The sequence below is a fragment of the Salipiger sp. ABF4_146 genome (assembly GCF_056161345.1).
Map to the genome: position 1 here is coordinate 92,813 of NZ_JBSWYX010000004.1, position 25,724 is coordinate 118,536.

Below are 25,724 nucleotides of genomic sequence, written 5' to 3' on the forward strand. Positions count from 1 at the left end.
GATGAGTGCTCTCGACCGCAAACTCTCGCGCGATCTGTGGCGCATGAAGGGGCAGGCGGCGGCGATCGCCGTGGTCATGGCACTGGGCGTGATGATGCAGGTGATGATGGCGGGGCTGGTCGATACGCTCGACGAAACCCGCCGCAGCTACTACGAACGCTACCGCTTTGCCGAGGTCTTTGCGCCGGTGACCCGCGCACCGCGCCATGCGCTGCATCAGGTCACGGCGCTGCCCGGCGTCGCTCTGGCAGAGGGCCGCATCTCTGGGCTGGCGCGGATCGAACTGCCGGGGCGCGCGGTGCCGGTTTCTGCGCAGGCGCTGTCCTTGCCCGATCACGGCGCGCCGCGGCTCAACGCCATCCGTTTGCAGCGCGGGCGCATGGCGGCGCCGGAAGCGCCGGAAGAGGTGGTGCTGCTCGACAGTTTCGCCGAGGCGCATGGGCTGCTGCCCGGCGATGGGCTTGAGGTGGTGATGAACGGCGCGCGGCGCAGCCTGCGGATCGTCGGGCTGGCGCGGGCGCCCGAGTTTCTCTACGCCGCCGCGCCCGGCGAGATGGTGCCCGATGACGCGCGCTTCGCGGTGCTGTGGATGTCGGAAACCTCGCTGGCGGCGGCCTATGACATGAAGGGGGCTTATTCGGAGTTCCTCGTCACGCTGACCCGCGGCACCGATCCGCGCGGCATCATCGCGGCGCTCGACCGGGTGCTCAAACCATGGGGCGCGGCAGGGGCATATGACCGGCAGGATCAGTTCTCGCATCGCTTCGTGTCGGAAGAGATCGACGGGCTGCGTGACACGGCAGGCGCGATCCCGCCGGTGTTCCTTGGCATCGCGGCCTTCCTGCTGAACATCGTCATCGCCCGGATGGTGCAGGCCGAGCGCGAAGAGATCGGGCTGCTCAAGGCCTTTGGCTACCGCGCGTCCGAGATCGGCGGGCACTACATGAAGCTGGTGCTGGTCATCGCGGTCGCCGGCGCGCTGCTGGGCGCGGGGCTGGGCATCTTGGGCGGGCGCGGGATGGTCCAGCTTTACCTGCAGTTCTTCAAGTTTCCCTTCCTCGTCTTCCGGCTTGATCCCGGCGCTTTGGCGCTGGGGCTGGCGGTGAGCGTGCTGGCGGCGGCAGCGGGCGGCGCGGTGGTGCTGCGGCGCATCTTCGCGCTGCAACCCGCCGAGGCGATGCGGCCCCCGGCGCCCGCGGACTATCGCCGCGCCGGTCGGTGGGCCGGGGCGCTGAACGTCTTTGATCAACCCACTCGTATGGTGATCCGGCGCTTTACCCGCACGCCCTTTCGCATGCTGGGGGCGGTGGTGGGGATCACCTTCGGCATGGGGCTGTCGGTGGCGATGCTGACCATTCATGCGGGGTTCAATCAGGCGGTGGCGATGAGCTTCGATGTGCTCGACCGGTCCGAGGCGAGCGTCACCTTCACCCACGCGGTGTCGCAAGAGACCCTGCTGGAACTGGCCCGCCAGCCCGGTGTGCTGCGCGCCGAGGGAGCGCGCTCGGTGCCGGTGGTGCTGCGCCATGGCCGCACCAGCTATCGCGGTGCCATCATCGGTCTGCCGCCAGAGCCCGCGCTGGTCCGGGCGCTGACGCCCGAGCTCGTGCCGATCACGCTGCGGGGGCCGGGGCTGGTGCTGAGCCACGCGCTGGCGAGCACGCTCGGCGCGCAAGTGGGCGATGTGCTGACTGTCGAGGTGCGCGAGGGGGCGCAGCCGGTGCTGCGCCTGCCGGTGACCGGCGTGTCGGAAACCGTGCTCGGCGCGCCAGCCTATATGTCGCTCGACGCGCTGGGGCGGGCGCTTTTCGAGCCCCGCCGCATTTCCAGCGCGGCCCTGCGGCTCGACCCGGCGCAGGCCGAGGCGGTGCAGATCTGGCTGCGCGGTCTGCCGGTGGTGGCGGGGGTCAGCCTCAAGGGCGAGGCACGCGAGGCGTTCGAGCGGGTGATGAACCAAGGCACCGGGGCGACGCGCTACATCATGGCCGCCGTGGCCTTCACCATCACGTTCGGCATTATATACAACGCCGCCCGCATCGCGCTGGCCGAGCGTGCCCATGACCTTGCCAGCCTGCGGGTCATCGGCTTTTCCAAGGGCGAGGCGGCCTATGTGCTGCTTGGGGAACTGGGCCTCGTGACGCTGCTCGCCTTGCCCTGCGGCGCGCTGCTTGGCTGGGGCATCGCGCATCTTCTGGCGGCGGCCTATTCGTCCGACCTCTACACCATCTCGGTGGTCTTCGAGCCCGCCGCTTTTGGCTTCGCCGCGCTTGTGGTGATCGCCGGGGCGGTGCTGTCGGGGCTGCTGGTGAAACGCGATGTGGACCGCGCCGATCTGGTGGCGGCGCTCAAGACACGGGATTGATCTCATGGCCCTTAATCACACCCGAACGCGCACCCGCATGATCCTTGGCCTTGGCCTTGCACTCTTGCTGGGCCTTGCGCTGGGGGCGGCCTTCTGGCCGCGCCCGGTGCTTGTCGATCTTGGCGCGGTGACGCGCGGGCCGCTGGTGGTGACCATCGACGAAGAGGGCAAGACCGAGGTGCGCGACGTCTACGTGGTGACCACTCCGGTCGCCGGGCGGTTGCTGCGGGTTCAGGCGATTGACGGCGACGCGGTGGCGCAGGGCGACGTGGTGGCCCATATGCGGCCCGCCGCGCCGTCGGTGCTCGATCTGCGCACGCGCGAGCAGGCGCGCGCCGCGGTGGCCGCCGCGCAGGCGGCGCTGCTGCAGGCCAAGGCCGAGGTCAGCGCGGCGCAGGCCGATGTGGAACTGGCGGTTTCGGATCATGACCGGGCCAAGGCGCTGGCGGCGCGCGGCACGATCTCGACCGCCGCGCTGGATCAGGCGCGCACCGCGGCGCTGGCGTCTCAGGCGCGGCTCGAGACCTCGCGCGCGGCGGTGGCCATGCGCGAGGCCGAGCTGGCCAATGCGCAGGCGCAGCTCATCGGCTTCGACGATCAGGGGCTGGCCGAAGCGCTGGCCGAGGTCGGAGCCAGCGACATCCCGCTGCGCGCGCCGGTGGACGGGCGGATCCTGCAGGTGGTCGAGCAGTCGGAAACCACGCTGGCGGCGGGGGCCCCGGTGCTGGAGATCGGCAATATCGCGCAAGACCTGCAGGTGGCGGTGGACCTGCTGTCGTCGGACGCGGTTCAGGTGACGCCGGGGGCGCGGGCGATGCTGGAGGATTGGGGCGGGCCGGGCGCGCTGCAGGCCGAGGTCGAACGCATCGCGCCGCTCGGCACCACCGAGGTTTCGGCGCTGGGGGTGGAGGAACAGCGCGTGCGGGTGATCCTGCGCTTCATCGCGCCGCCCGAGGCGCGCGCCACCTTGGGGCATGGTTACCGGGTGCTGGCGCGGATCGTGACATGGGAGGAGCAGGAGGCGCTGCAGGTCCCGCAAAGCGCGGCTTTCCGGGCGGGCGCGGGTTGGGCAGTCTTTCGTGTCGAGGAGGGGCGCGCCGTGCAGGTACCCGTCACGCTCGGGCAGGGCAATGGCATCGAGGTGCAAGTGCTGGAGGGGCTGAGCGAGGGCGATGAGATCGTGCTCTACCCGCCAGCGGAACTGACGAGCGGCGATCTGGTCGCGCAGCGCCAGGCTGGATGACCAGGGCGGGGTGAGAAGGGGCCAGATCACGAAGGCCGGTTGATGAGGGGCGGGCCCGGCCCGCCCTGCTCAGAGTGTCGAACTGGGCCGAAGCCCTGCGCGGTTCAGCCCTCGCCCTTTTCCAGAGCGTCGAGGCGGGCCTTCAGCGCTTCGTTCTCTTCGCGGGCTTTCTGCGCCATGGCGCGGACCGCGTCGAATTCTTCCCGCGTCACGAAATCGCGATCCGCCAGCCAGCGGTCGATCATCGATTTCATCGCGGTCTCCGCCTCGTCTTTCGCGCCCTGCGCCACGCCCATGGCGTTGGTCATGAGCTGCGACAGATCTTCGAATACCTTGTTGCGCGTCTGCATTGGGCTCTCCGTCATGTGATTGGGATCTATATGGAGCGGCAGGCGCCCGGTCACAAGGTTGACTTCGTCATGAAACTCCCGGCACACATCGCGCATGAAAGCTGCCATTCCCTTTCCGCCCCTGTCCTCCGAGGTCTTCTCGATCTCGGCCTTTGGCATGGAATTCGCCCTGCGCTGGTACGCGCTTGCCTATATCGCGGGCATCATCATCGGCTGGCGGATCTCCGTCGCGGCGGTGAAGCGCGCCCGGCTTTGGCCTGCCGACACACCGCCAATGAGCCCGGCGCAGGTCGAGCAGTTGCTGACATGGGTGATCTTGGGGATCATCCTTGGCGGGCGTTTTGGCTTCGTGCTGTTCTACCAGCCGGCCTACTACCTTTCGAACCCGGCCGAGATCCTCATGGTCTGGCAGGGCGGCATGTCCTTCCACGGCGGTTTTCTCGGGGTGCTGGTGGGCTTTTTCGGCTTCTGCCTGAAAAACCGCATCCCGCTTGGCTCCACCGCCGACATGCTGGCGATCTCGGTGCCGCCGGGCCTGCTGCTGGGGCGCATTGCCAATTTCGTCAACGCCGAGCTTTGGGGCCGCCCGACGGACCTGCCTTGGGGGGTGATCTTCCCCGGCAACGCGGCGCAATCCTGCGGGCAGGCGGTGGGCGAGCTTTGCGCGCGCCACCCCTCGCAGCTCTACGAGGCGGCGCTTGAAGGCATCGTGCTGGGTGGGCTGCTGCTTTGGCTGGCGCTGCGTAAAGGCGGGCTGAAGACGCCTTGGCAACTGGCCGGCGTGTTTCTGGCCGGCTACGGCATCGCGCGATTTGTCGTGGAGTTCGTGCGCCAGCCCGACGCGCAGTTCGTCACGCCCGGCAATCCGCTGGGACTGGCGTGGCACGTGGGCGGCTACGGGCTGACCATGGGCCAGATGCTGTCGCTGCCGATGATCCTTGTCGGGGCCGGCTTGATCCTTTGGGCACGGCGCCGGGCATGAGTGCGCTGCTGCCGCTGCTCGAGGCGCGCATCGCGGCCGAGGGGCCGATGACGGTGGCCGAGTATATGACATGGTGCCTGCTGCATCCGCAGCACGGCTATTACACCACGCGTGATCCTCTGGGCGCCGAGGGCGATTTCACCACCGCGCCCGAGATCAGCCAGATGTTCGGCGAACTGCTGGGGCTCGCGCTGGCGCAAAGCTGGCTGGAGCAGGGGCGTCCGGGGCGCATTGTCCTCGCCGAACTGGGGCCGGGCCGCGGCACGCTGATGGCCGACGCGCTGCGTGCCATGCGCGGCGTGCCGGGCTTGTTGGAGGCGGCGGAGGTGCATCTCGTCGAGGCCTCGCCCAAGTTGCGCGCCGAGCAAAAGACGCGCCTCGAGGGCGCCGCGCCGGTCTGGCACGACAGCCTTGCCGATCTGCCCGAGGCGCCGCTTTTCCTGATCGCCAATGAATTTTTCGACGCGCTGCCGGTGCGCCAGTTTCTGCGCGACGGCGCGGGCTGGCGCGAACGCGTGGTCGGCTGGCACGAGGGCAGGCTTGCGTTCGGACTTACCGACATCGCGCCGCAGGCGGCGCTGGAGCATCGACTGGCCGACACGCAGCAGGGCGATCTGGTCGAGACCTGCGCCCCGGCCGAGGCCATCACGCAAGAAATCGGCCGCCGCGTTGCCGCCCATGGTGGCGCGGCGCTGCTGGTGGACTATGGCAGCTGGGGCAGCCTTGGCGACACGCTGCAGGCGGTGCGGGCGCATCGAAAGACCAGCCCGCTGGAGACGCCGGGCGAGGCCGATCTGACGGCACATGTGGATTTTCGCGCGCTGGCGGCTGCCGCTGCTCCGGCGACGGCCTCGGGGCTGACGGCGCAGGGCGTCTTTCTTGAACGGCTCGGCATTACCGAGCGCGCCCGCGCGCTGGCTGCCCGGCTGACCGGCGCGGCGCTGGACAATCACATCCATGCACATCGCCGGTTGACGCACCCCGAGGAAATGGGAAGTTTGTTCAAGGTACTGGGGCTGTTCGCCCCGGGCTCACCGACCCCGCCCGGATTGGACGCATGACGCTGGAAATCATCACCGCAGACTCGCTCTCCCCACTCAGACACGGGTTTTTCACTCGTAAGGGCGGCGCGTCCTCCGGCGTCTTCGCGGGGCTCAATTGCGGTCCGGGGTCATCCGACCAGCGCGAGATCGTGTCGATCAACCGCACCCGCGTGGCGCAGGCGATGGGCGTGTCGGACGATGCGCTGATCACCGTCAGCCAAGTGCACTCTCCGCGGGTCGTGACAGTGACCGGCGCGTTGCCAGAGCCGCGACCCGAGGCCGACGCGCTGGTGACCCGAGAGCCGGGGCTGGCGCTTGCGGTGCTTACGGCAGACTGCCAGCCGGTGCTGTTCGCCGATGCCGAGGCCGGGGTGATCGGCGCCGCCCATGCGGGCTGGCGCGGCGCGCAGGGCGGCGTTCTAGAAGAGACGGTCGAGGCAATGCTGGCGCTCGGTGCGCGGCGCGACGGCATTCGCGCGGTGATCGGCCCGACCATCAGCCAGCGCGCCTATGAGGTCGGTCCGGAATTCTTCGAAGAGTTTCTCGACGAGGATCAGGGCAACGCGCGTTTCTTCGCCGGGGGAGAGGGGGATCGGGTGCAGTTCGATCTGCCCGCCTACGGTCTGCACCGTCTGCGTGAAGCGGGGGTCGACGCCGAATGGACCCGGCACTGCACTTACTCGGACCCGGAGCGGTTTTTTTCGTTCCGGCGTGCCACGCATCAGCGAGAGGCCGACTACGGTCGCTTGATCTCGGCCATTCGCCTCTGAGCCTCCACGCCTGCTACCCATCCGTTATCCGCGCGCCATGTTCGGGGCATTGATTCGAAAATCTCTGTACCAAAATGTGGCGGACAGGTTGCTGCCCTCGCGACAATCTCGTAAGGGTTGCATTATTGAGTGCCAAGTCCCGACAAAGGCTCTTCAATTTTGACAGAAATGTCAGATTGAGGCCTGTTCGTGGCCAGTCGGTTTGACGTCCGTCTGTCGTTGTTGGTGGGGGCCAACACGGATGTGACAGCCTCGCAAGGGATGTTCACATGACCAGTATTCATCACGCGGTACGAGGCCGCGACGATGCGTTTTCGCAAGCAATTCCTCGGGATCCGGTTTCTCTCCGGAGTGGGCGACCTCGGCGCGCAACTTCTCTCATGCGCAAATACGAGGTCGCCGCACTGCTGCCCGATCTGTCGCTGTCGATGAAACAGCAGATCGCCCCGGCGCTGCCGCTGTTCGAAGAGGCCTGCTCGGCCTTCGCGCGCGGTACGCTGATCCAGACCTCGCGCGGCCCGATCGCCATCGAGGATCTGCTGCCCGGTGATTCCATCGAAACCAGTCGCGGCCTGCAGGCGGTGACTTGGATCGGTTCGACCACCTATGTGCCCGGCGTGCGCAGCGAGAACAGCAAGCTCGACTCGCTGACCCGCATCACCGCCGAAGCCTTTGGACTGGGGCGCCCCGGCAGCGATCTGCTGCTGGGTCCGGCGGCGCGCATGGTGGTGAGCCGCGCCAAATTGCGCGCCCTTCTGGGCAATGACAGCGTTCTGGTGCCGGTCGCCGACGAGGCCGACTTCGACCGCATCGTGCCGGTCACGCCCGGCGGCGCGGTGCAGCTTTACCACGTCATGGTGCAGCGCCACGCGACGATCCGCGTCGGCAGTATCGAGATGGAAACCTATCACCCGGGCACGGCGCTGTCGGCGCTTGGCGGCGACAGCATGCGCGCGCTGTTCCTGTCGATGTTCGAAAACATCGACGGGCTGCAGGACTTCGGTGAGCTGTCGATGATGCGCTCGACGCGCGAGGCGCTGGATCAGCTGATCGCGCTGTGACGCCCCGCGACCGGGCCGCCGTCAGGCGGTCCGGCTTAGGCGTTCTTCGAGCACATCGAAGGGCACGCCCGGCTCATCCTTGGCGCAGCGAATGACCAGCGAGGTCTTCACCGAACCGACGTTCGGCGCGGTCAGCAGATCTTCGGTCAGGAAGGCCTGAAAGGTCGACAGATCGGGGGCCACGCACTTGAGGATGAAATCCACCTCGCCATTGAGCATGTGACACTCGCGCACCAGCGGCCAGTTGCGGCAGCGCTCTTCGAAGGCGCGCAGATCGGCCTCGGCCTGACTTTGCAGCCCGACGCTGGCGAACACCTGCACTTCGAAGCCCAGTTCGCGGGAATCAACCTCGGCGTGGTAACCCTTGATGAAGCCCTGCTCCTCAAGCGTGCGCACACGGCGCAGGCAGGGCGGGGCAGAGATGCCTACGCGGCGGGCAAGTTCGACATTGGTCATGCGGCCGTCGGCCTGCAGTTCTGCCAGAATCTTCCTGTCGATGGGATCGAGCCTGTGGGCGGGCATGCGTCTTCCTTGAAGCTTTTCGCGAATATTATATCAACCAGATCGCCGGCGCAATAATCTTTCATATTCTTGAAAGATTCTTAACGGGACGGAAATCGGGTGGGGAAGCGGTCGGCGCGGGGTTTGCGTCGCCGCCGCGCGTGGCTATATGCACTTCGCAAAGCAAATGCCATAGCTCGCGAGAGGCACGACATGTCCGACACCCGCCACACACGGCTTCTGATCATCGGCTCCGGCCCGGCCGGCTACACCGCAGGCGTTTACGCGGCCCGCGCCATGCTGTCGCCGCTGCTGGTGCAGGGGCTCGAACCCGGCGGCCAGCTGACCACCACCACCGAGGTGGAGAACTGGCCCGGTGAGACCGAGATTCAAGGCCCCGAGCTGATGGTGAAAATGGAAGCGCACGCGCGCGCCATGGGCTGTGAGATCGAGGGCGACATCATCGCCAAGCTCGAACTCGACAAGCGGCCCTTCGTGGCGCATGGCGACAGCGGCACCACCTACACCGCCGACGCGGTCGTGCTCGCCACTGGCGCCCGCGCCAAGTGGCTGGGCCTGCCCACCGAGGAAGAGTTCAAGGGCTTTGGCGTCTCGGCCTGCGCCACCTGTGACGGCTTCTTCTATCGCGGGCAGGAGATCGTGGTGATCGGCGGCGGCAACACCGCCGTGGAAGAGGCGCTTTTCCTCACCAACTTTGCCTCGAAGGTCACGCTGGTGCACCGCCGCGACACGTTGCGCGCCGAGAAGATCCTGCAAGAGCGCCTGTTCGCCCATCCAAAGGTCGAAACCCTGTGGCATCACCAGCTCGAAGAGGTGGTTGGCGAGGACATGCCCAAGGGCGTGACGGGTGTGAAGGTGAAGCACGTGACCACCGGCGAGATCACCGAGATCCCGGCCAAGGGCGTCTTTGTGGCGATCGGCCACGCGCCCGCCTCCGAACTGGTCAAGGACCAGCTAGAAACCCACATGGGCGGCTATGTGGTGACCAAGCCGGGCACCACCGAAACTTCGATCCCCGGCGTCTTTGCCGCGGGCGACCTGACCGACCACAAGTACCGTCAGGCCGTGACCTCGGCGGGCATGGGTTGCATGGCGGCGCTGGAAGCCGAGCGCTGGCTGGCCGAGCAGGGGCTCGAGGCCGGCAAGGACACCCGCGAGCCGCTGGGCCATGGCGTGCCGGTCGAATCCGCCAGCTGATCAGGCGTGTCGCTTAGACACAGGCGGCGCGGTGCTCGGAAGGGCGCCGCGCCGTTTTTCATTGCGAGATGCCCCCGCTCCTGCAGTGGCGCGTACTTTTTCTGCTGCATCGCCGCGCCCGTGGGCTAACGCTGCGTCTCTCTCACAGATTTGAGGCGCTTGGCGCGGCAGGGGGTTTGATGCGGTGCGCCGGGCCGATTATCTGCAGTCCCACCACCAGACTCGAAGACTTCGCCCCGACGCCAAGTAGACGCCAAGTACAGGCGTTCGGATCCCTTTCAACACCCGGAACCATGTCGCCCGGATCGCCGCCGCCGGAGACCGCCATGAAGACCGCAAGACCCTTGCGCGCGATCGCGCCATTGCTGCTGTTGCTGCTGTTCAGCCTGCTGTCGGCCCTGCCGCTGCGGGCCGAGGATGCGCTGCGGTCGGCCTATCGCAGCGGTGTGGCGACCACTCTGGATGCCTCGGTCGGGGCATTCAGCAGCGTGCTGGGCCACGCGGCGGGCGGCTATGGGCAGGTGCGCCTGACCGACAAGGGGTTTTTTCTTGCGACACCCAGCAGCACCGGTACCGCGCCGCGCATGTGGTGGGCCTTCGAGGCGCGTGAATACCACGGCGAAACCCGAGGCCGGAAATTCGACATGCTGCTTGGCTTTGAAAAGCCGCTGGGGGCGCGCACACGGCTTGGCTTTGCCACCGGCTACGGTGTCGCGGATCTGGACACCGGACGCGAGATCCGCTCGCGCACGCTCAGCTTCGCGCCGTATCTGCAGACAAAGCTGAACGACAATCTCGGCTTCAAGGCGTGGGCGGCGCTGGCCCGGCCCGATTACAGGCTCGACAGCACGCCGCGCGCCGCGTGGCGCACCGCGGCGGGGCTGAACGCGAACGGGGCCTATAAGCTGCGCATGCTCGATCTGTCCGGCTCTGCGGGGCTCTCCCTGTCGCGGCAAGCCAGCAGCGGGATTGGCAGCGTGTCGGGCTGGCAGGTCGGCAAGCTTGCCGCGACGCTGCGCACCCGCGCGACCTTGCGGCTAGAGCGCAATTTTCGCCCCTATTTCGAACTGGGTTACAGCTATGGCGCTTGGGTGGATGACGGCAATTCCGGCGACTCCGAGACGCCGAGCCTGCGAACCGGCCTGAGCTGGACCCATAAAAAGCGCAGCTTCACGCTCAACCTAAATGGCACGCAGGTGTTCGATCCGGTGCAGCCGCTGGTGCTTAGCACCGCTTACAACATCCGGTTTTGATGCGGCGGTTCAAAGGTGGATCTCGCCAGAGATCAGCACATGCGCCTGACCTGCCACGCGCACGCCACTGATTGCGTCGGGCGACCCCAGAACCTCGACCTGCGCCTGACCGGGACGACCCATGCCATGGCCTTGCTCGGCGGTGAACAGCGCGGCATCGATTAGCCCCTTGGACCAAAGGTAGGCCGCCATCGCGCCGGTGGCGGATCCGGTGAACGGATCCTCGGGCGGGCTCGGCGGGGCAAGCAGCAGGCGCGAGAAGGTGTCGCCCGCGTCTGTCGCGCCACCAAGTGTGACGAGGAAAGGCTCGGCCAGATCCATGCGCCCGCCAGTGTCCTGCGCCAGCCGCGCGAGCGCCTCCGGGTCCAGCCTCGCACGCTCCAGAGCGTCGCGATCCTTCAGCACCGTAACGCAGAAGGGCAGCCCGGTGGAGACCACCTGCGGCTGTCCCAGAATGTCAGCGGGTGACAGCGAGACCGCGTCGGCCACCAGCGCCTTGTCGGGGCTCGCGCCGAAAGTGGGCGCGATCTGTGTCATCACGATGCGGGGAGGGGCGACGGAGTGGTCCATCTCGATGGGAATCACCCCGGCCAGCGTCTCCAGCGTCAGCCGTGTGCCGCTGACCAATCCGCGATGCAGCAGCGCCGCGACGGTGGCGACGGTGGGGTGTCCGGCAAAGGGAATCTCGCCGCTGGCGAGGAAGTAGCGCACCCGCACGTCGGCCACCTCGGAGGGGCCGGTGAAGGTGCATTCGACCAGCGAGGTCTCGCGCACCACGCGCTTGCAGGTCTCATCGTCGAGCGCTGCACCGCCATGCAGCACGGCGCAGCCGTTGCCGCCGAACGGGCGATCGGTAAACGCGTCGACCCAGTCCAGCGGCAGCGTGCTCAATGGCTCATCCAAGCTTTGTGGCCAACTTAATGGACCGTGACCGGAGCGAGATCGTTCTGCCGCGCCAGCGCAAAGGCCATGCCGCGGTCGCGGACCAGCGCCAGACGCTCGCCGTCGGCGCGGTGCACCGCGTAGAGGCGAGTCGTGTCACCGACCTGTTCCTGCACATCCTCGGGCAGATCGCTCACCTCAACCGAGCGGACATAGACGATCCGGTCGGCATCGAATTCGGTGAAGTCGTACTTCGTGTTCATGGCTCAACCCTTTCTGATATTGATGGTCTGCACCACCGTCTCTGGACGGGACATGGTCAGATCCACGTGCAGCAGACCGTTTTCCATGACCGCCTCGCCCACCTCGACACCATCGGCCAGCACGAAGCTGCGCTGGAACTGCCGCGCCGCGATGCCGCGATGCAGGAAGATCCGGTCGGATCCGTCGTCGCGCTGCCGTCCGCGGATCACCAGTTGGCGGTCCTCGACGGTGATGGCGAGATCGGCCTCCGAAAACCCGGCCACGGCCAAGGTGATCCGGTAGGAGTGATCCGACGTCTGTTCGATGTTGAAGGGAGGGTAACCTTCGCTCGACTTGGCTGTGCGCTCGAGCAGGCGCTCGAGTTGCTCGAAGCCGAGCATATGCGGATAGGAACCCAGGGTCAGTTTGCTCATGACATGTCCTTGACAGGGAAGCGACCGTCTGCCGGGCCCCTTGAGCGGCAACCCGACATCACAGAATATGGGAAGCCTGATCGGGCAGCGCAAGGGTCTTGCGGGGGCTTTGCGGGCGCGGCAAGTCTTGGTATTGTAATGCTTCCCGTGAGTTCCAAGGATGGACAGCCATGAACGCGCCGCAAGACATCTCGATGAAGACCGAAGAGGTGCTGCGAGTGGAGCTTGAAGTCTTCCGCCACGAGCACCGCGATCTCGACGACGCGATCCGCGCCCTGCAGGAGCGCGGCACCGCCGACCAGCTGACCCTGCAGCGCCTGAAGAAGAAGAAGCTCTTCCTCAAGGACAAGATCGCGATGATCGAAGACCGGCTGACCCCCGACATCATCGCCTGAGCCGCGGTTGATCGCAGGGCGCGGACGACGTGCCTTTGCGCTTCTGGGGGCTGCAGTCTGCGGGGGCTCCGCCCCCGTCCGCGTTGCGGACTCCCCCGGGATATTTTCATCTAGACGAAGACGTAAGGCCGCTTGGGTGGCTGCCGTTGCACCCTTGGTGGGGGGCGCGTATCACTTGCGCGAACGTCGACAGGAGGATCGGATGACGGACGGTGAACTAGCGCAGCGCGGGCTCGTGCTGCTGGGCTGTGGCAAGATGGGATCGGCGATGCTCGAAGGCTGGCTGAAGCGCGGACTGCCCGCCGCCTCCGTCTGGGTCAAAGACCCGCGCCCCTCTGAGTGGCTGCAAGCGCAGGGCGTGCACCTCAACGAGGATCTGCCTGCGGACCCGGCGATTGTGCTGGTGGCGGTGAAGCCGCAGATGATGGCCGATGCGCTGCCGGTACTGGCCAAGCTCGGCAATGGCCCCACCGTGTTCCTGTCGGTGGCCGCCGGTGTCACTATCGCGACCTACGAGCAGATGCTGGGCGAGAAAACGCCGGTGATCCGCGCCATGCCGAACACACCCGCCGCCGTGGGGCAGGGGATCACCGCGCTTGCCGGCAACGGCAAAGCCAGCGAGGCGCATATGGCCATGGCCGAGGAGCTACTCTCGGCGGTTGGCGAGGTCGTGCGCCTTGAAGGCGAGGGCCAGATGGATGCGGTGACCGGGGTCAGCGGCTCGGGGCCGGCCTATGTCTTCCACATGATCGAATGTCTGGCCAAGGCGGGCGAGGCCGAAGGGCTGGCGCCCGAGCTGGCCATGCAGCTGGCCAAGGCCACGGTGGCTGGCGCGGGTGCACTGGCGATGCAGGCAGAGGACGAGCCGGCGCAGCTGCGCAAGAACGTCACCTCGCCCAACGGCACGACGCAGGCGGGGCTCGAGGTACTGATGGACGAGGACAAAGGGCTGCCGCCGCTGATCCGCGCCACGGTGGGCGCGGCGGTGCGGCGCTCGGAAGCGCTGGCCAATGGCTGAGATCAGCTTTGACGACTTTCTCAAGGTCGATATCCGCGCGGGCAAGGTGACCCGCGCAGAGCCCTTTCCCGAGGCGCGAAAGCCCGCCATCAAACTGTGGATCGATTTCGGCCCGGAGATCGGCGAGAAGAAAAGCTCGGCGCAGATCACCGTGCATTATGCCCCCGAGGATCTGATCGGCAAACAGGTGATGGCGGTGGTGAATTTCCCGCCGCGGCAGATCGGCCCCTTCATGTCGGAAGTTCTCGTTCTAGGTTTCTCCGACGAGGCGGGCGCGGTCGTGCTTGCCACCCCTGACAAGAGTGTACCGCTGGGAGGACGCCTGCATTGACCAAGATCCTGATCGCCCGGAACCTGCCGGAGCGCGTTGTCGCTGAAGCGCGCGAGAGCTTTGACGTCACCTATCGCGATCGTCCCGATCCGATGAGCCGCGAAGAACTGCTGGCCTCTCTGGCTGACTATGACGGTGTGCTGATGACCCTCGGCGACAAATACGATGCCGAGGTCTTTGCCGCCGCCGGGGTGCCGCGCGCGAAAATCCTTGCGAACTTCGGCGTCGGTTTCAATCATATCGACGTGGAGGTGGCGCGCAATGCCGGGGTCACCGTGACCAACACGCCCGGCGCGGTCACCGACGCCACCGCCGATATCGCCATGACGCTGATGCTGATGTCCTGCCGCCGCGCTGCCGAAGGCGAGCGCATGGTGCGCATGGGAAACTGGCAGGGCTGGCACCCCGTGCAGATGCTGGGGCTGCATATGACCGGCAAGACGGTGGGCATTCTTGGCATGGGGCGCATCGGGCAGGCGATCGCGCGGCGCTGCCATTTCGGCTTTGGCATGCCCGTGGCCTACGTCAGCCGCTCCGAGAAGTCGCTGGCCCACCCGGCGCAGCGCTACGAGACCGCCGAGGAGTTGGCGGCGAATGTCGATATCCTCGTCACCGCTCTGCCGGGCGGCGCGTCGACGCACCATACGGTGAATGCCGACGTGCTGGCGGCGATGCCGCCGCATGCGCATTTCATCAACATCTCGCGCGGCGACGTGGTCGATGAGGCGGCGCTGATCGCGGCGCTGCAGGCGGGCGAAATTGGCGGTGCCGGGCTCGATGTCTACGAGCATGAACCCGATGTGCCCGAGGCGCTGCGCCAGCTCGACAACGCGGTTCTGCTGCCGCATCTCGGCACGGCCGCGCTGGAAGTGCGCGAGGAGATGGGGCGTATGGCGCTGGACAACCTGCGCGCCTTCTTTGCTGGTGAGGCGGTGCCGAACCCGGTCTGAACACTGCCTCCGCGGGCGTTTGGCGCGCGCGGAGGTCCGCTTCTGGGGCTGGGGCTCGCGGGGGGGCGGGGTCAGCCCTGTGCCGCGCAATCCCCCATCGCCTCGCGCCAGTGCTTGCGGCACAGCGAGACGTAGGATTCATTGCCACCGATCTGCACCTGCGCCCCGTCGGTCAGCACGTTGCCGTCGCCGTCCTGTCGCACCACCATCGTCGCCTTGCGCCCGCAATGGCAGATGGTGCGCACCTCGCGCAGCGTGTCGGCCAGCGCCAGCAGCGCCGCAGAGCCGGGGAACAGCTTGCCGCGGAAATCGACCCGCAAGCCATAGGCCATGACCGGCAGCTTCAAATCGTCGACGATCCGCGCCAGTTGCCAGACCTGTGCTTCGGTCAGGAACTGCGCCTCGTCGATGAAGACACACGCGAGTGGCGTGGCCTCGCGCGCGGCGCAGACCATCGCGAAAAGATCGTCTTCGGCGCCGAAGGTTTCGGCCTCCTGACCCAGCCCGATGCGCGAGCCGATGCGGCCCAGCCCGGCGCGGGTGTCGAGCCGCGCGGTCAGCAGGAACACCTCCATGCCGCGTTCGCGATAGTTGTGCGCCGCCTGCAGCAGCAGGGTCGATTTACCGGCGTTCATGGTCGAATAGTGAAAATGCAGCTTGGCCATGGTCGCTGTCCTGCCGCAGCCTAGCGCGCAGCGCAAGGCTGACCGCGCGGGTGGGGCGACGCTGTGGCCGCGCTATCGCTGTCAGGCCTCGGGTTCGGCCCGCGTTCGATCCAGCAGCTCTGCCGCTCCGGTCATATTGGCGGCACGTTGCGCTGGCGTTTTCTGGCCGACGCACAGCTCGGCAACGCGCATCAGCACCGCGCGCCGGGCCCCGGGGTCGGACGTGGCCGCGTTTTCGATGGCCCGCAGCCGGTCCATCGTGTTGCGGAAAGATCTGAACGCCGCGCGCAGCTTGAGGTCATCCACGGTGCGGGGTGCCCGCAGCCGCGAGAAGACCCACCAGTGTTCGTTGTTGTTGATCTCGATGGCGTAGGAGGCGAGCTTTTCGCAGCGCGCGGCCTGAAGCGGCGCGGCCTCGGGATCGTGTAGAATCGACAGGCCCACCACCTTCACGACGTTGCACACCGTGTTGAACAAATAGGGCGTCATCCGCCGCGGGTTCAGCCCGGCGATCTCGTCGAAGGCGATCTGCGCCAGTTGCGCGCCGTGTCGCGCGCCGGTGGCTAGATCGAGGTTCAGCATCACGTTGAGCGCCGAGAACACCAGATGCGTGCGGTCGCGGCGCAGCCCGTATCCGAGCGGTGTGGCGCGGACCTCTTCCAGCGCGGTCAGCATCCGGTCGAGCCAGTCCGCCGATCGCGGCGAGGCCTGCTCGGACAGCTTGTGGCCGCCGGCGACCATGGCGAACAGTCGGTCGAAGTCGGTGAGCGTACTGTCGCGGGTCAGCCCGTCGAGCAGATCGAATTGCTCGCCAATGTCATCGGGGCGGCGGGCCTTCTTGTAGAGCAGGACGCGCGCCTCTTTCTGGCGTTGCCTGTGCGGCATGGCGGCCAAGGCCTGCAGGCATTGGTCGGCGGTCATCTCCCGGTAGCTTTTGCTGGCTTTGCTCACACCTGTGCCTCGGAATGCTTGCGGTGGTTTCAGACCATGCGGCCCCAGAGGTCATATTCTCCGGCTTCGTCGACTTCGACGGTGACCATGTCGCCGGGCTTGAGGTGCTCGAAGCCTTCATCGATGAAGAGGTTGCCGTCAATCTCCGGCGCGTCGGCCTTGGTGCGGCAGGTGGCGGCGTCCGCGTCGACCTCGTCCACCAGCACCTGCAGTGTCTGGCCGACCTTGGCTTCGAGCTTGGCCTCCGAGATCGCCTGCGCCTTCTCCATGAAGCGCTCCCAGCGGTCCTGCTTGACCTCTTCGGGCACATGATCCGGCAGCGCGTTCGAGCGCGCGCCCTCGACGTTCTCGTATTTGAAGCAGCCGACCCGGTCGAGCTGCGCCTCGTCCATCCAGTCGAGCAGGGTCTGGAACTCGTCCTCGGTCTCGCCGGGGTAGCCGACGATGAAGGTCGAGCGCAGGGTGATGTCCGGGCAGTCCGAACGCCAGGCGGCGATCTCGTCGAGCGTGCGCGCGGCGGCGGCGGGGCGCGCCATGCGCTTCAGGGTCTCGGGGTGGGCGTGCTGGAACGGGATGTCGAGATAGGGCAGCACCAGCCCCTCGGCCATCGCCGGAATGAGCTCGCGCACATGCGGGTAGGGGTAGACATAATGCATCCGCACCCAGGCGCCGAGCTGGCCCAGTTCGCGTGCCAAGGACAGGATCGGGAATTTCTCGTCCCGGTCCTTCCAGTCGGTGCCATAGGCCGAGGTGTCCTGGCTGATCACCAGCAGCTCTTTCACCCCCGCCTCGACCAGTTTCTCGGCCTCGCGCACGACGGCGCGCTGCGGCCGCGAGGTCAGCAGCCCGCGCATGTCGGGGATGATGCAGAACTTGCACTTGTGGTTACAGCCTTCCGAGATCTTCAGATAGCTGTAGTGCCGCGGCGTGAGCTTGACGCTCGAGCCCGGCAGCAGGTCGACGAAAGGATCGGGGGAGGGCGGCACGGCACCATGCACCGCGTCGAGCACCTGCTCGTACTGGTGCGGGCCGGTGACTGCCAGAACCTTGGGGTGGGTGCCGGTGATATACTCGGGCTCGGCGCCGAGACAGCCGGTGACGATCACCCGGCCGTTTTCCTTCAGCGCCTCACCGATCGCCTCGAGGCTTTCGGCCTTGGCGCTGTCGAGAAAGCCGCAGGTGTTGACGATCACCGCGTCCGCGCCCGAATAATCTGGCGAGATGCCGTAGCCTTCGGCGCGCAGCCGGGTGAGGATGCGCTCGCTGTCGACCAGCGCCTTGGGGCAGCCAAGCGAGACCATGCCGATGGTCGGCTGGCCGTCGCGGCGGGTTTCCGTGACGCGGGCGCGGGCAAGGTCGGGGCGAAGATCGGGCGGATTCTGCATGCGCGGCATATACGCCCTCTCTCGCGTCCGGAAAAGGGCGCTTGGCACCGGCGCGCTGCATTCTCTGCCCATCGCGTGCCGAACCGCCCTGCCGCGCGTATTTGAAAAGAGAAGAAGCCTATAGGTAGGGCCGGTTCTTCTTCTCTTTTCAAATACGCAAGGGGGGTGAGGCGCGTCAGCGCCGAGGGGGCAGCGCCCCCTTGCGGCACCGGTTCAGCCGTAGAGCAACAGGATCCCACCGCAGGCGGCCAGCGCCGCCACGAAGTTCATCGCCAGCCCGATCTTCAGGAAGTCGGAGAATCGGTAGTTGCCGGCGCCATAGACCAGCGTGTTGGTCTGGTAGCCGATCGGCGTCGCGAAGCTAGCCGAGGCGCCGAACATCACCGCTGCTGTCAGCGCGCGCGGGTCGAGCCCGGTGCTGTCGGCAAGGCCGATGGCGATCGGTGTGAAGACCACCGCAACGGCGTTGTTGGTCACGGTTTCCGTGAGCAGCGAGGCCAGGAGATAGATTGAGAGCAGCGCGAAGAAGGGGGGCAGCCCCGAGATCGGCGGCGACAGCCAGCTGACCAGCAGATCAACCGCGCCGGTGTTCTGCAGTCCCAGCCCCACGACCAGCATGGCGAAGATCAGCATCAGGATGGCGCCGTCCACCGCGCCCCATGCCTCGTCGGCATCGATGCAGCGCAGCATGAGGATGGCCGAGACCGCGAGGATCGAGAGGGTGGCGATTTCCATCACGCCGAAGGCCGCGAGCAGCACCACCGCGGCCAGTGCCGCCAGCACCAGCGGCGCGCGGCCACGCCGGAAGGCGCGCCCGGTGGGGCGGCTGACCGAGACCAGCTGCGCCTCGTCCTCGAGGGTCTGGAACGCGGTCGCTGGCCCTTCGAGCAGCAGCTTGTCCGCCGGGCGCAGGCGCACCGAGCCGAGGTCGGGGCCGGCGTTGTGTTCGTGCCGGTGCGCGCCCAGCACCCGCACGCCAAAGCGGCGGCCCAGCGACATGCTGCCAAGGCTGCGGCCGAGGCTGGATTTGCGCGGCGACACCACCACCTCCACCGTCACCAGTTCGCCCTCGGGCGGCTCGCCGCGGCGCAGCCCGATCTTCAGCGCCGGATCGTCGTGCAGGGTCAGCAATTCCGACGTGGGGGCGCGGAAGATCACCGTGTCGCCCTTTTCCAGCACCTGTTCGTCAAGCGGCGCTGGCAGGGGCCGCCCTTTGCGGCGCAGGCCAATGACCTTGACGCCGCCCCGCTTGAAGGGGCCGATCTCGGCCAGCGGGCTGCCATCATGGCTGTCATCGGCCAGCACGGCCTCCGACAGAAAAGTGGTCTCGCCAAGCATCTGGTCGGGATCGCTGGCCTGACGGTCGGGCAGCAGCCACGGTCCGAGCAGCGCCAATGTGCCGCCGCCAGCCAGCGCCACCATCAGGCCGATCGGGGTGATCTCGAAGATGCCAAAGGCGTCCAGCCCCTGGCCGCGCGCGACGCCATCGACGAGAAGGTTGGTCGACGTGCCGATCAAGGTGCAGGTGCCGCCGAGGATCGCCACGTAGCTCAGCGGGATCAGCAGGCGGGTGGGGGCCTTGCCGAGCGCCGCGGCAAGACGGATCACCACCGGGATCAGCACCAGCACCACGGGCGTGTTGTTGACGAACCCCGAGGCCACCAGCGTCACCCCGAGGATCACCGCCAGCGCCAGCGCGGGCTTTTCCTGCGCTTGGCTGATCACCATGTTGGAGATCGCTTCGAGCACCCCCGTGCGCACCAGCGCGCCCGACAGCACGAACATCGCACCGATGGTCAGGGGCGCGGGATTGGAGAAGACCGAGAGCAGCTCGTCGGTGGAGACGAAGCCCAGTGCGACAAACAGCGCCGCAAGGCCGGCGGCGGGCACCTCGGGCGGGTAGAGTTCGAGCATGAACAGAGCGAAGAGGCCGAGGATCAGCGCCAGCGACAGCAGCGCGGCGTGGTCCTCAATCAGGGTCTGTAGTTCGGTCATAGGTTGTCACCCGTTGGTCGGGGATAACGCTGCAGGTCGCGGCTTGGTTGCGCAACCCCCTGCCGGGTTTGCAGAATTTGCCGCGCTCTGGAAAGGCTGCGGCGCCGAAACGAAAAGCCGCCCGCGCCATGGGGCGCGGGCGGCTCAAAGTACAGGGCTGCGGCGCGGCTCAGCGGCGGCGGTCGCGGCGCGAGGACATCGGCTGGAACGCCACGCCCACATGCGCCTCGCAGTACGGCTTGCCCTGCTGCACGGGCAGCCCGCAGAACCAGAAATCTTCGGTCGCCGGGTCGCCGACGGGCCATTTGCAGGTGCGCTCGGTGAGATCCATCAGCGACAGCTTCTTGGCCTTCTTCTCGACCTCGCTGACCTTGGCCAGCGCCTCGGGGCTGATCTCGTTTGCCGAGGGCTGCGGCGGCAGCGGCTGACCCGCGGGCACGATCGGCTTGCGCGACGGGCCGACCGGGGCCGGGCGGGTTTCGGGCACCGGGGCCGCTTCGCGCGCAGCGGGCTCTGCCGTTGCCGCAGGCTCGGGTTTGGGTGCCGGTTTGGCCTTGGCCTCTTTCGCCGCCGGCTTGGCTTCCTTGGCCGGGGCCGCGGGCGCAGCGGGGGCCGCCGTGCCGCCAGCAGGGGCGGTGCGGTTCGAGAGGCCCAGCCGGTGAACCTTGCCGATCACCGCATTGCGGGTGACGCCGCCAAGTTCCTTGGCGATCTGACTGGCCGACTGTCCTTCGGCCCACATCTTCTTGAGAAGCTCGACGCGCTCATCCGTCCAGGACATGTCCGATCCTTGCTTGCGAAAAAGCGGCCCGTGATCGAGGGCCGCCTGAAAATTCCATCAGGGGCCCTATTGTAGTCATCGTATGGCGAGTTACAAGCCGGACCCAAACGGAAAGGAGACCTCATGGACAGCCAAGCTCGCTTTGAACCCGGTGCACGGCGTTTCGGCGCGGTGAACTGGTTGGGGCTCGCCACCCTGTGCCGGCGGGAAACCCAGCGTTTTCTCGCGGTTTGGACGCAGACGCTGCTGGCGCCGCTGGTGACCGCGGGTCTGTTTCTGGTGATCTTCACCATTGCGATAGGTCCGACGCGCGGCGAGGTGCTGGGCGTGCCCTTCACCGATTTCATCGCGCCGGGGATCCTGATGATGACAGTGATCCAGAACGCCTTTGCCAACACCTCCTCGTCGATCGTGATCTCGAAGGTGCAAGGCAATATCGTCGATACGCTGATGCCCCCTCTGGCGCCGTTCGAACTGGTGATCGGCTACCTGTGCGGAGGGATCGCGCGCGGACTGGTCGTGGCCTGCGCCATCCTGCTTGGGCTGTGGTTGACCACGGGGCTGGTGCCGGCGCATCCGCTGGTGGTGCTTGGCTTTGTGCTGCTGGGCGGGGCGTTCCTGTCGTCGGTGGGCATTCTGGCAGGGCTTTTCGCCAACAAGTTCGACCAGATGGCGGCGATCACCAACTTCATCGTGACGCCGCTCGCGTTTCTGTCGGGCACCTTCTATTCGCGCGAGGCGCTGCCGCCCCTGCTGTATGAAATCACCTTCTTCAACCCGGTGTTCTATCTGATCGATGGTGCCCGTTACGGGGTGCTTGGCGTGTCGGATGCGAACCCGGCGCTTGGCGCGGTGGTCTCTGTGGTGGCGACGTTGCTGGTCTCGCTGGGGGCGTGGTCGCTGTTCCGCACCGGATGGCGGCTCAAGGCCTGACCTCGGGGTCCGACCTAGCAAAGCAAAACGCCGGCCCGTACGGACGGGCCGGCGTTTTTTGTTGGGTTGGGAGACCTGCCTGATGATGTGGTCGGGCTCAGCGGCGCTGGGGAATCACCTGCTGCGCGATGCCGGCGAAGATCAGGTAGACCGAGGTGATCACCAGCCCCCAGTGCGCCCAGCTTCCGGCGTGGAAATTGGTCCATGCGGCCCAGCCGGCGCAGCCGGTCCAGACCAGCGCCATGGGCAGCGAGAAGGGGCGCCAGCGCGCAGTACGCACCGGGTGGATGAATTTCAGCGGCAGGAACATCGCCACCGACAGCAAGGCCACCAGCGCGAGGATCACCCAGAAGTCGGGTTTCAGGGCGAAGAGCACCAGCACCAGCATGTTCCAGCAGCCCGGAAAGCCCTGAAACGAATTGTCGGTGGTCTTCATCCGGCAGTCGCAGAAATACATCGCCGAGGCGAAGGTGATGACGATGATCGCGAACCATCCCGTCCAGCCCGGCAACAGGCCCGAATTGAAGAGGGCGAAGGCAGGGATGAAGACGTAGGTGAGATAGTCGATGATCAGGTCGAGCAGCACCCCGTCGAAACGGGGCGAGTTGTGTTTGACGTCATATTTGCGCGCAAGCGGGCCGTCGACGCCATCCACGGCGAAGGCCACCACCAGCCACAGGAACATGATCGACCAGTCCTCCTGCGCGGCGGCCAGCATGGCCAGCATGGCGAAAACCGCGCCGGTGGCGGTGAGCAGATGGACGATGAGGGCACGGGTTTGGAGTGTCATGCCGCCCGTCTTGGCGGAAATGCGGCCAGTGCGCAATCATCACGCCTTGTCTGGCGGAGGATCCTTCATCAGCGTGGCCAGCGCGCCCAGATCCGCCCCGAAGCCCTCCTGCAGCCGCACGGCGGCAGCCTCGCGCATCTCGGCTGGTTTGTTCTGCGAAAGCTTCCAAGTGCTGTCGATCTCGTCGATGTGCAGGCGGAAGGGCAGGATCATGCGCTGCAGCTTGCTGCGCGCGTCCGGGTCCATCTTGTCCATGGTCCAAGGTGTCTTGGGCGCAAGCCGGGCCTCGAAGGCGGCGCTCTGCTCGGCCAGCAGCGGATCGATCTGCTCGGGCGGCAGTGGCTCAAGCGTGCCGGTCAGATGCACGGCGACGTAGTTCCACGTCGGCACTTGGCCCGGATCGCCGTACCAGTCGGGCGAGATATAGCCGTCGGGGCCAGTCACCACGAGCCGGGCTGGTACCCCGGCGCGCACGGCGCGGCAGATCGGATTGGAGCGCACGAGGTGCAGATCGGCGTGATCGGCATCGTCCGACAGCAGGAACGGCACATGCGACAGTAGCGGCGCGCCCTCGGCGCTGACCGCCAGCGTGCCGAACGCGCGGGCGCGCACCAGATCGAGGCTGCGGGCAAGCTCGGTCCGGCGGAAGGTTGGGTTCGGATGCATGGTTTGCAGCCCTTAGACCGTCAGCTGGGTGCCGCGGATGCCGGTGATCGTCGCGGTGACGATGGCGCCTTCGGTCTGCGGGGCGTCGAAATGCACCTCGGTGAACTGCTCGGTGCGGCCCATCTCGGGGCTTTCCATCAGGATGTGATGCGTGCGGCCCGGCTGGGCGGCAAGGTGGCGCTCGACCGCGGCCTCGCCGGCGGCGCGCAGGCGCGCGGCGCGCGACTTGATGTCATTGCCGTTCACCTTGCTCGGGATGCGCGCGGCAGGGGTGCCGGGACGCGAGGAGTAGGGGAAGACGTGCAGCCACGTCAGGTCGCACTCCTCGACCAGCTTCAGCGAGTTGGTGAAATGCTCTTCGGTCTCGGTCGGGAAACCGGCGATGATGTCGGCGCCGAAGGTCATCTCGGGGCGCAGGCGCCGCGCCTCCTCGCAGAAACGGATGGCATCGTCGCGCAGGTGGCGGCGCTTCATGCGCTTGAGGATCAGATCGTCGCCATGCTGCAGCGACAGGTGCAGGTGCGGCATCAGGCGCGGCTCGGTGGCGATGGCTTGCATCAGGTTGTCGTCGGCCTCGATGGAATCGATCGACGAAATGCGCAGGCGCGGCAGGTCCGGCACCAGCTTGAGGATGCGCATTACCAGATCGCCAAGCCGCGGAGTGCCCGGCAGATCGGCGCCCCAAGACGTCAGGTCTACCCCCGTCAGCACCACCTCGTTGTAGCCCTGCTGGACCAGCCGCTTGATCTGGTCGACGACCACGCCGGCGGGGACCGAGCGCGAATTGCCGCGGCCATAGGGGATGATGCAGAAAGTGCAGCGATGATCGCAGCCGTTCTGAACCTGCACGTAGGCGCGCGACCGGGTGCCAAAGCCATCGATCAGGTGGCCGGCGGTCTCGGTCACCGACATGATGTCGTTGACCATCACGCGTTCGGTCTCGCCGATGAAGCCGCCGGAGAGGCGCGACCAAGTCTCGGGTGCCATCTTCTCGGTGTTGCCGACCACCGCGTCGACCTCGCCCATGGCAGCAAAGCTGTCGGGGTCGATCTGCGCGGCGCAGCCGGTGACAATGACCTTGGCGTCTGGGTTCTCGCGGCGCAGCCGGCGGATCTCCTGCCGGGCCTTGCGCACGGCTTCGGAGGTCACGGCGCAGGTGTTCACGATCACCGCGTTTTCCATGCCCGCTTGGCTGGCCAGATCCTTCATCGCCTCGGTCTCATAGGCATTGAGGCGGCAGCCGAGTGTGGTGAACTTGGGCGCGTCCGTCATGACACCGCCTCCAGCCAATCGTGAGTGAAATTGCCGTCAAAGACATGCGCGGTGCCGCCGGTCATCCAGACGCCATCCTCGCGCCAGTCGATCTGCAGCGTGCCGCCGTCAAGCTCGATGGTCACGTGGCGCCCGGTCAGGCCGCGGCGCGCGGCGGCGACGGCGGTGGCGCAGGACGACGAGCCCGAGGCCAGAGTCAGGCCCACCCCACGCTCCCAGACTCGCATGCGCAGATGGTCGGGGCCGATGAGGCTGGCGACCTGGACGTTGGTGCGTTGCGGATAGAGCGGATGATGCTCATGCGCGGGGCCGAAGGTGTCGAGGTCCACTGCCTCGGCGTCCTCGACGAAGAAGGTGCAATGCGGATTGCCCATGCCGGTGGCGGTGGGGGTGCCGTCGATCGGCAGCTTCAGCGTATCCATCTCGCGCGCCAGCGGCACCTCATGCCAGCGCAGCTGCGGCTGGCCCATGTTCACCGAGGTGAGGCCATTTCCGGCATCGCGCGCCAGCAGCACGCCGCGCTCGGTGGTGAGCGTCAGGGCGTCCTTGCCGGTCTCGTCGATCAGCAGCCGTGCGATGCAGCGCGTGGCGTTGCCGCAGGCGCCGGCGGTGGAGCCGTCGGCGTTGTAGAAGGTCAGATGCGCATCGCCGTCTTCGGCCTTGGAAATCAGCGCCAGCTGGTCGAAGCCAACGCCGCGGTGACGGTCGGCGATGGCCACGGCGAGGGCAGGGGTCATCGCGACATCGCGCGCCCGACCGTCGAGCACGACGAAGTCGTTGCCAAGCCCGTGCATCTTCATGAAGGGCAGGTGATATGTGCGCGCGTGTTTCATCCGCGCGCATATACGCGCGTTGACCAAACGTTTCCAGCCTGTGTTGCAAGGCGGGACGCAGCCTTGCGCACAGGGCGGGTCGGAAAGCGGGCATACCGGCCCGCACGCGCCCGGCGCGCGGGCAGCCGCGAAAACGGGCGGCGCAAGTTGGGCAGATTTTTCATTTTACCGCTTGACCCTCCCGGCCACACTTTCTAGAAGCCGCCCCACACATAGTGGGCCGTTAGCTCAGTTGGTAGAGCAACTGACTTTTAATCAGTGGGTCGCAGGTTCGAATCCTGCACGGCTCACCATGTGTCAAAATTCCTGCAGAGTGGGCCGTTAGCTCAGTTGGTAGAGCAACTGACTTTTAATCAGTGGGTCGCAGGTTCGAACCCTGCACGGCTCACCACTGGAACTCTTTCCGAGACATCGGAT

27 protein-coding genes and 2 tRNA genes are annotated in these 25,724 nt (G+C 66.8%); 15 read left to right on the forward strand and 14 right to left on the reverse strand.

Annotated features, from left to right (window positions below):
• The first annotated feature begins 1 nt into the window (after position 1).
• Both ACXAJT_RS07515 and ACXAJT_RS07520 read left to right on the forward strand, forming a co-directional pair.
• Positions 2 to 2,362: an ABC transporter permease gene (locus ACXAJT_RS07515; protein ID WP_475234313.1), complete on the forward strand. Its 2,361-nt coding sequence runs from the start codon at positions 2 to 4 to the stop codon at positions 2,360 to 2,362.
• A 4-nt stretch (positions 2,363 to 2,366) separates the two neighbouring features.
• A complete protein-coding gene (locus tag ACXAJT_RS07520; RefSeq protein WP_475234314.1) occupies positions 2,367 to 3,605 on the forward strand; it encodes an efflux RND transporter periplasmic adaptor subunit in 1,239 nt (412 codons plus the stop codon).
• A gap of 104 nt (positions 3,606 to 3,709) precedes the next feature.
• On the opposite strand, the gene ACXAJT_RS07525 is transcribed toward ACXAJT_RS07520, so the two are convergent.
• Positions 3,710 to 3,955 (reverse strand): accessory factor UbiK family protein, encoded by a 246-nt coding sequence (locus ACXAJT_RS07525; RefSeq protein WP_475234315.1) that lies wholly within the window; start codon positions 3,953 to 3,955, stop codon positions 3,710 to 3,712.
• Positions 3,956 to 4,049: 94 nt separating this feature from the next.
• Between ACXAJT_RS07525 and lgt the strand changes: the two genes are divergently transcribed.
• The 4 genes from lgt (at position 4,050) to ACXAJT_RS07545 (ending at position 7,811) form a co-directional block, all read left to right on the forward strand.
• Positions 4,050 to 4,937, forward strand: coding sequence for a prolipoprotein diacylglyceryl transferase (gene lgt, locus ACXAJT_RS07530; protein ID WP_475234316.1), 888 nt, complete (start codon positions 4,050 to 4,052; stop codon positions 4,935 to 4,937).
• A complete protein-coding gene (locus ACXAJT_RS07535; protein ID WP_475234317.1) occupies positions 4,934 to 5,998 on the forward strand; it encodes a class I SAM-dependent methyltransferase in 1,065 nt (354 codons plus the stop codon). The genes lgt and ACXAJT_RS07535 overlap by 4 nt, the downstream gene beginning before the upstream one ends.
• A complete protein-coding gene (gene pgeF, locus ACXAJT_RS07540; protein ID WP_475234318.1) occupies positions 5,995 to 6,750 on the forward strand; it encodes a peptidoglycan editing factor PgeF in 756 nt (251 codons plus the stop codon). Before ACXAJT_RS07535 ends, pgeF begins: the two co-directional genes overlap by 4 nt.
• Before the next feature lie 380 nt (positions 6,751 to 7,130).
• The gene (locus ACXAJT_RS07545) at positions 7,131 to 7,811 is read left to right on the forward strand and encodes a Hint domain-containing protein (protein ID WP_475234319.1); all 681 of its coding nucleotides are present in this window, start codon (positions 7,131 to 7,133) and stop codon (positions 7,809 to 7,811) included.
• Between the two features lie 21 nt (positions 7,812 to 7,832).
• Here the strand turns inward: ACXAJT_RS07545 and ACXAJT_RS07550 are convergent, their stop codons facing one another.
• Positions 7,833 to 8,333 (reverse strand): Lrp/AsnC family transcriptional regulator, encoded by a 501-nt coding sequence (locus ACXAJT_RS07550; protein WP_475234320.1) that lies wholly within the window; start codon positions 8,331 to 8,333, stop codon positions 7,833 to 7,835.
• 192 nt (positions 8,334 to 8,525) lie between these two features.
• On the opposite strand from ACXAJT_RS07550, the gene trxB reads away from it, so the two are divergent.
• A complete protein-coding gene (gene trxB, locus ACXAJT_RS07555; protein WP_475234321.1) occupies positions 8,526 to 9,530 on the forward strand; it encodes a thioredoxin-disulfide reductase in 1,005 nt (334 codons plus the stop codon).
• Between the two features lie 326 nt (positions 9,531 to 9,856).
• Positions 9,857 to 10,783, forward strand: coding sequence for an autotransporter domain-containing protein (locus ACXAJT_RS07560; RefSeq protein WP_475234322.1), 927 nt, complete (start codon positions 9,857 to 9,859; stop codon positions 10,781 to 10,783).
• A 9-nt stretch (positions 10,784 to 10,792) separates the two neighbouring features.
• Here the strand turns inward: ACXAJT_RS07560 and ACXAJT_RS07565 are convergent, their stop codons facing one another.
• Genes ACXAJT_RS07565 through ACXAJT_RS07575 form a run of 3 tightly spaced genes read right to left on the reverse strand, consistent with a single transcriptional unit; the run spans position 10,793 to position 12,342 of the window.
• Positions 10,793 to 11,674 (reverse strand): PhzF family phenazine biosynthesis protein, encoded by an 882-nt coding sequence (locus ACXAJT_RS07565; protein WP_475234323.1) that lies wholly within the window; start codon positions 11,672 to 11,674, stop codon positions 10,793 to 10,795.
• A 26-nt stretch (positions 11,675 to 11,700) separates the two neighbouring features.
• Positions 11,701 to 11,928, reverse strand: a complete 228-nt coding sequence (locus ACXAJT_RS07570; RefSeq protein WP_475234324.1) for a DUF1150 family protein — start codon at positions 11,926 to 11,928, stop codon at positions 11,701 to 11,703.
• A gap of 3 nt (positions 11,929 to 11,931) precedes the next feature.
• Complete coding sequence (locus ACXAJT_RS07575) at positions 11,932 to 12,342, reverse strand: Hsp20 family protein (protein WP_066104369.1); 411 nt, start codon at positions 12,340 to 12,342, stop codon at positions 11,932 to 11,934.
• A gap of 170 nt (positions 12,343 to 12,512) precedes the next feature.
• Between ACXAJT_RS07575 and ACXAJT_RS07580 the strand changes: the two genes are divergently transcribed.
• From ACXAJT_RS07580 to ACXAJT_RS07595, 4 genes are all read left to right on the forward strand, one after another.
• On the forward strand, positions 12,513 to 12,737 hold the full coding sequence (locus ACXAJT_RS07580) for a YdcH family protein (protein ID WP_475234325.1): 225 nt from the start codon (positions 12,513 to 12,515) through the stop codon (positions 12,735 to 12,737).
• Between the two features lie 202 nt (positions 12,738 to 12,939).
• Complete coding sequence (gene proC / locus ACXAJT_RS07585) at positions 12,940 to 13,755, forward strand: pyrroline-5-carboxylate reductase (RefSeq protein WP_475234326.1); 816 nt, start codon at positions 12,940 to 12,942, stop codon at positions 13,753 to 13,755.
• Positions 13,748 to 14,086, forward strand: coding sequence for a tRNA-binding protein (locus tag ACXAJT_RS07590; RefSeq protein WP_475234327.1), 339 nt, complete (start codon positions 13,748 to 13,750; stop codon positions 14,084 to 14,086). Before proC ends, ACXAJT_RS07590 begins: the two co-directional genes overlap by 8 nt.
• Positions 14,083 to 15,036, forward strand: a complete 954-nt coding sequence (locus tag ACXAJT_RS07595; RefSeq protein ID WP_475234328.1) for a 2-hydroxyacid dehydrogenase — start codon at positions 14,083 to 14,085, stop codon at positions 15,034 to 15,036. The genes ACXAJT_RS07590 and ACXAJT_RS07595 overlap by 4 nt, the downstream gene beginning before the upstream one ends.
• A gap of 71 nt (positions 15,037 to 15,107) precedes the next feature.
• Here the strand turns inward: ACXAJT_RS07595 and ACXAJT_RS07600 are convergent, their stop codons facing one another.
• From ACXAJT_RS07600 to ACXAJT_RS07620, 5 genes are all read right to left on the reverse strand, one after another.
• Positions 15,108 to 15,701, reverse strand: a complete 594-nt coding sequence (locus ACXAJT_RS07600) for a thymidine kinase (protein WP_475234329.1) — start codon at positions 15,699 to 15,701, stop codon at positions 15,108 to 15,110.
• 81 nt (positions 15,702 to 15,782) lie between these two features.
• Entirely contained in the window at positions 15,783 to 16,652 is an 870-nt protein-coding gene (locus ACXAJT_RS07605) for a hypothetical protein (RefSeq protein ID WP_475234330.1), read from the reverse strand.
• 29 nt (positions 16,653 to 16,681) lie between these two features.
• Positions 16,682 to 18,046, reverse strand: a complete 1,365-nt coding sequence (gene rimO, locus ACXAJT_RS07610) for a 30S ribosomal protein S12 methylthiotransferase RimO (protein ID WP_475234331.1) — start codon at positions 18,044 to 18,046, stop codon at positions 16,682 to 16,684.
• Between the two features lie 204 nt (positions 18,047 to 18,250).
• Positions 18,251 to 20,032 (reverse strand): SLC13 family permease, encoded by a 1,782-nt coding sequence (locus tag ACXAJT_RS07615; protein ID WP_475234332.1) that lies wholly within the window; start codon positions 20,030 to 20,032, stop codon positions 18,251 to 18,253.
• Positions 20,033 to 20,201: 169 nt separating this feature from the next.
• Positions 20,202 to 20,813 carry a GcrA family cell cycle regulator gene (locus tag ACXAJT_RS07620; protein WP_475234333.1) on the reverse strand — a complete coding sequence of 204 codons (612 nt, stop codon included), beginning with the start codon at positions 20,811 to 20,813 and terminating at the stop codon, positions 20,202 to 20,204.
• A 123-nt stretch (positions 20,814 to 20,936) separates the two neighbouring features.
• Between ACXAJT_RS07620 and ACXAJT_RS07625 the strand changes: the two genes are divergently transcribed.
• Entirely contained in the window at positions 20,937 to 21,746 is an 810-nt protein-coding gene (locus ACXAJT_RS07625) for an ABC transporter permease (RefSeq protein ID WP_475234334.1), read from the forward strand.
• Positions 21,747 to 21,843: 97 nt separating this feature from the next.
• On the opposite strand, the gene ACXAJT_RS07630 is transcribed toward ACXAJT_RS07625, so the two are convergent.
• Genes ACXAJT_RS07630 through dapF form a run of 4 tightly spaced genes read right to left on the reverse strand, consistent with a single transcriptional unit; the run spans position 21,844 to position 25,307 of the window.
• Positions 21,844 to 22,536 carry a CDP-alcohol phosphatidyltransferase family protein gene (locus ACXAJT_RS07630; protein WP_475234335.1) on the reverse strand — a complete coding sequence of 231 codons (693 nt, stop codon included), beginning with the start codon at positions 22,534 to 22,536 and terminating at the stop codon, positions 21,844 to 21,846.
• Between the two features lie 39 nt (positions 22,537 to 22,575).
• Positions 22,576 to 23,202 (reverse strand): FMN-binding negative transcriptional regulator, encoded by a 627-nt coding sequence (locus tag ACXAJT_RS07635; RefSeq protein WP_475234336.1) that lies wholly within the window; start codon positions 23,200 to 23,202, stop codon positions 22,576 to 22,578.
• Positions 23,203 to 23,214: 12 nt separating this feature from the next.
• Positions 23,215 to 24,474: a tRNA (N(6)-L-threonylcarbamoyladenosine(37)-C(2))-methylthiotransferase MtaB gene (mtaB, locus tag ACXAJT_RS07640; RefSeq protein WP_475234337.1), complete on the reverse strand. Its 1,260-nt coding sequence runs from the start codon at positions 24,472 to 24,474 to the stop codon at positions 23,215 to 23,217.
• Positions 24,471 to 25,307: a diaminopimelate epimerase gene (gene dapF / locus ACXAJT_RS07645; RefSeq protein WP_475234338.1), complete on the reverse strand. Its 837-nt coding sequence runs from the start codon at positions 25,305 to 25,307 to the stop codon at positions 24,471 to 24,473. Before dapF ends, mtaB begins: the two co-directional genes overlap by 4 nt.
• Positions 25,308 to 25,524: 217 nt before the next feature.
• On the opposite strand from dapF, the gene ACXAJT_RS07650 reads away from it, so the two are divergent.
• Positions 25,525 to 25,600 (forward strand) — tRNA-Lys (locus ACXAJT_RS07650).
• Between the two features lie 22 nt (positions 25,601 to 25,622).
• Positions 25,623 to 25,698 (forward strand) — tRNA-Lys (locus tag ACXAJT_RS07655).
• Positions 25,699 to 25,724 lie beyond the last annotated feature (26 nt).

Excerpts from the sequence above, each read along its gene's own strand:
- ACXAJT_RS07615 (WP_475234332.1), bottom strand. The coding sequence starts at position 20,032 with ATGACCGAACTACAGACCCTGATTGAGGACCACGCCGCGCTGCTGTCG.
- ACXAJT_RS07600 (WP_475234329.1), bottom strand. The coding sequence starts at position 15,701 with ATGGCCAAGCTGCATTTTCACTATTCGACCATGAACGCCGGTAAATCG.
- ACXAJT_RS07630 (WP_475234335.1), bottom strand. The coding sequence starts at position 22,536 with ATGACACTCCAAACCCGTGCCCTCATCGTCCATCTGCTCACCGCCACC.
- ACXAJT_RS07570 (WP_475234324.1), bottom strand. The coding sequence starts at position 11,928 with ATGAACACGAAGTACGACTTCACCGAATTCGATGCCGACCGGATCGTC.
- ACXAJT_RS07515 (WP_475234313.1), top strand. The coding sequence starts at position 2 with ATGAGTGCTCTCGACCGCAAACTCTCGCGCGATCTGTGGCGCATGAAG.
- ACXAJT_RS07520 (WP_475234314.1), top strand. The coding sequence starts at position 2,367 with ATGGCCCTTAATCACACCCGAACGCGCACCCGCATGATCCTTGGCCTT.
- lgt (WP_475234316.1), top strand. The coding sequence starts at position 4,050 with ATGAAAGCTGCCATTCCCTTTCCGCCCCTGTCCTCCGAGGTCTTCTCG.
- ACXAJT_RS07620 (WP_475234333.1), bottom strand. The coding sequence starts at position 20,813 with ATGTCCTGGACGGATGAGCGCGTCGAGCTTCTCAAGAAGATGTGGGCC.
- ACXAJT_RS07525 (WP_475234315.1), bottom strand. The coding sequence starts at position 3,955 with ATGCAGACGCGCAACAAGGTATTCGAAGATCTGTCGCAGCTCATGACC.
- ACXAJT_RS07635 (WP_475234336.1), bottom strand. The coding sequence starts at position 23,202 with ATGCATCCGAACCCAACCTTCCGCCGGACCGAGCTTGCCCGCAGCCTC.
- ACXAJT_RS07535 (WP_475234317.1), top strand. The coding sequence starts at position 4,934 with ATGAGTGCGCTGCTGCCGCTGCTCGAGGCGCGCATCGCGGCCGAGGGG.
- mtaB (WP_475234337.1), bottom strand. The coding sequence starts at position 24,474 with ATGACGGACGCGCCCAAGTTCACCACACTCGGCTGCCGCCTCAATGCC.
- ACXAJT_RS07590 (WP_475234327.1), top strand. The coding sequence starts at position 13,748 with ATGGCTGAGATCAGCTTTGACGACTTTCTCAAGGTCGATATCCGCGCG.
- ACXAJT_RS07545 (WP_475234319.1), top strand. The coding sequence starts at position 7,131 with ATGCGCAAATACGAGGTCGCCGCACTGCTGCCCGATCTGTCGCTGTCG.
- ACXAJT_RS07550 (WP_475234320.1), bottom strand. The coding sequence starts at position 8,333 with ATGCCCGCCCACAGGCTCGATCCCATCGACAGGAAGATTCTGGCAGAA.
- dapF (WP_475234338.1), bottom strand. The coding sequence starts at position 25,307 with ATGAAACACGCGCGCACATATCACCTGCCCTTCATGAAGATGCACGGG.
- ACXAJT_RS07580 (WP_475234325.1), top strand. The coding sequence starts at position 12,513 with ATGAACGCGCCGCAAGACATCTCGATGAAGACCGAAGAGGTGCTGCGA.
- ACXAJT_RS07625 (WP_475234334.1), top strand. The coding sequence starts at position 20,937 with ATGGACAGCCAAGCTCGCTTTGAACCCGGTGCACGGCGTTTCGGCGCG.
- proC (WP_475234326.1), top strand. The coding sequence starts at position 12,940 with ATGACGGACGGTGAACTAGCGCAGCGCGGGCTCGTGCTGCTGGGCTGT.
- ACXAJT_RS07560 (WP_475234322.1), top strand. The coding sequence starts at position 9,857 with ATGAAGACCGCAAGACCCTTGCGCGCGATCGCGCCATTGCTGCTGTTG.
- rimO (WP_475234331.1), bottom strand. The coding sequence starts at position 18,046 with ATGCCGCGCATGCAGAATCCGCCCGATCTTCGCCCCGACCTTGCCCGC.
- pgeF (WP_475234318.1), top strand. The coding sequence starts at position 5,995 with ATGACGCTGGAAATCATCACCGCAGACTCGCTCTCCCCACTCAGACAC.
- trxB (WP_475234321.1), top strand. The coding sequence starts at position 8,526 with ATGTCCGACACCCGCCACACACGGCTTCTGATCATCGGCTCCGGCCCG.
- ACXAJT_RS07575 (WP_066104369.1), bottom strand. The coding sequence starts at position 12,342 with ATGAGCAAACTGACCCTGGGTTCCTATCCGCATATGCTCGGCTTCGAG.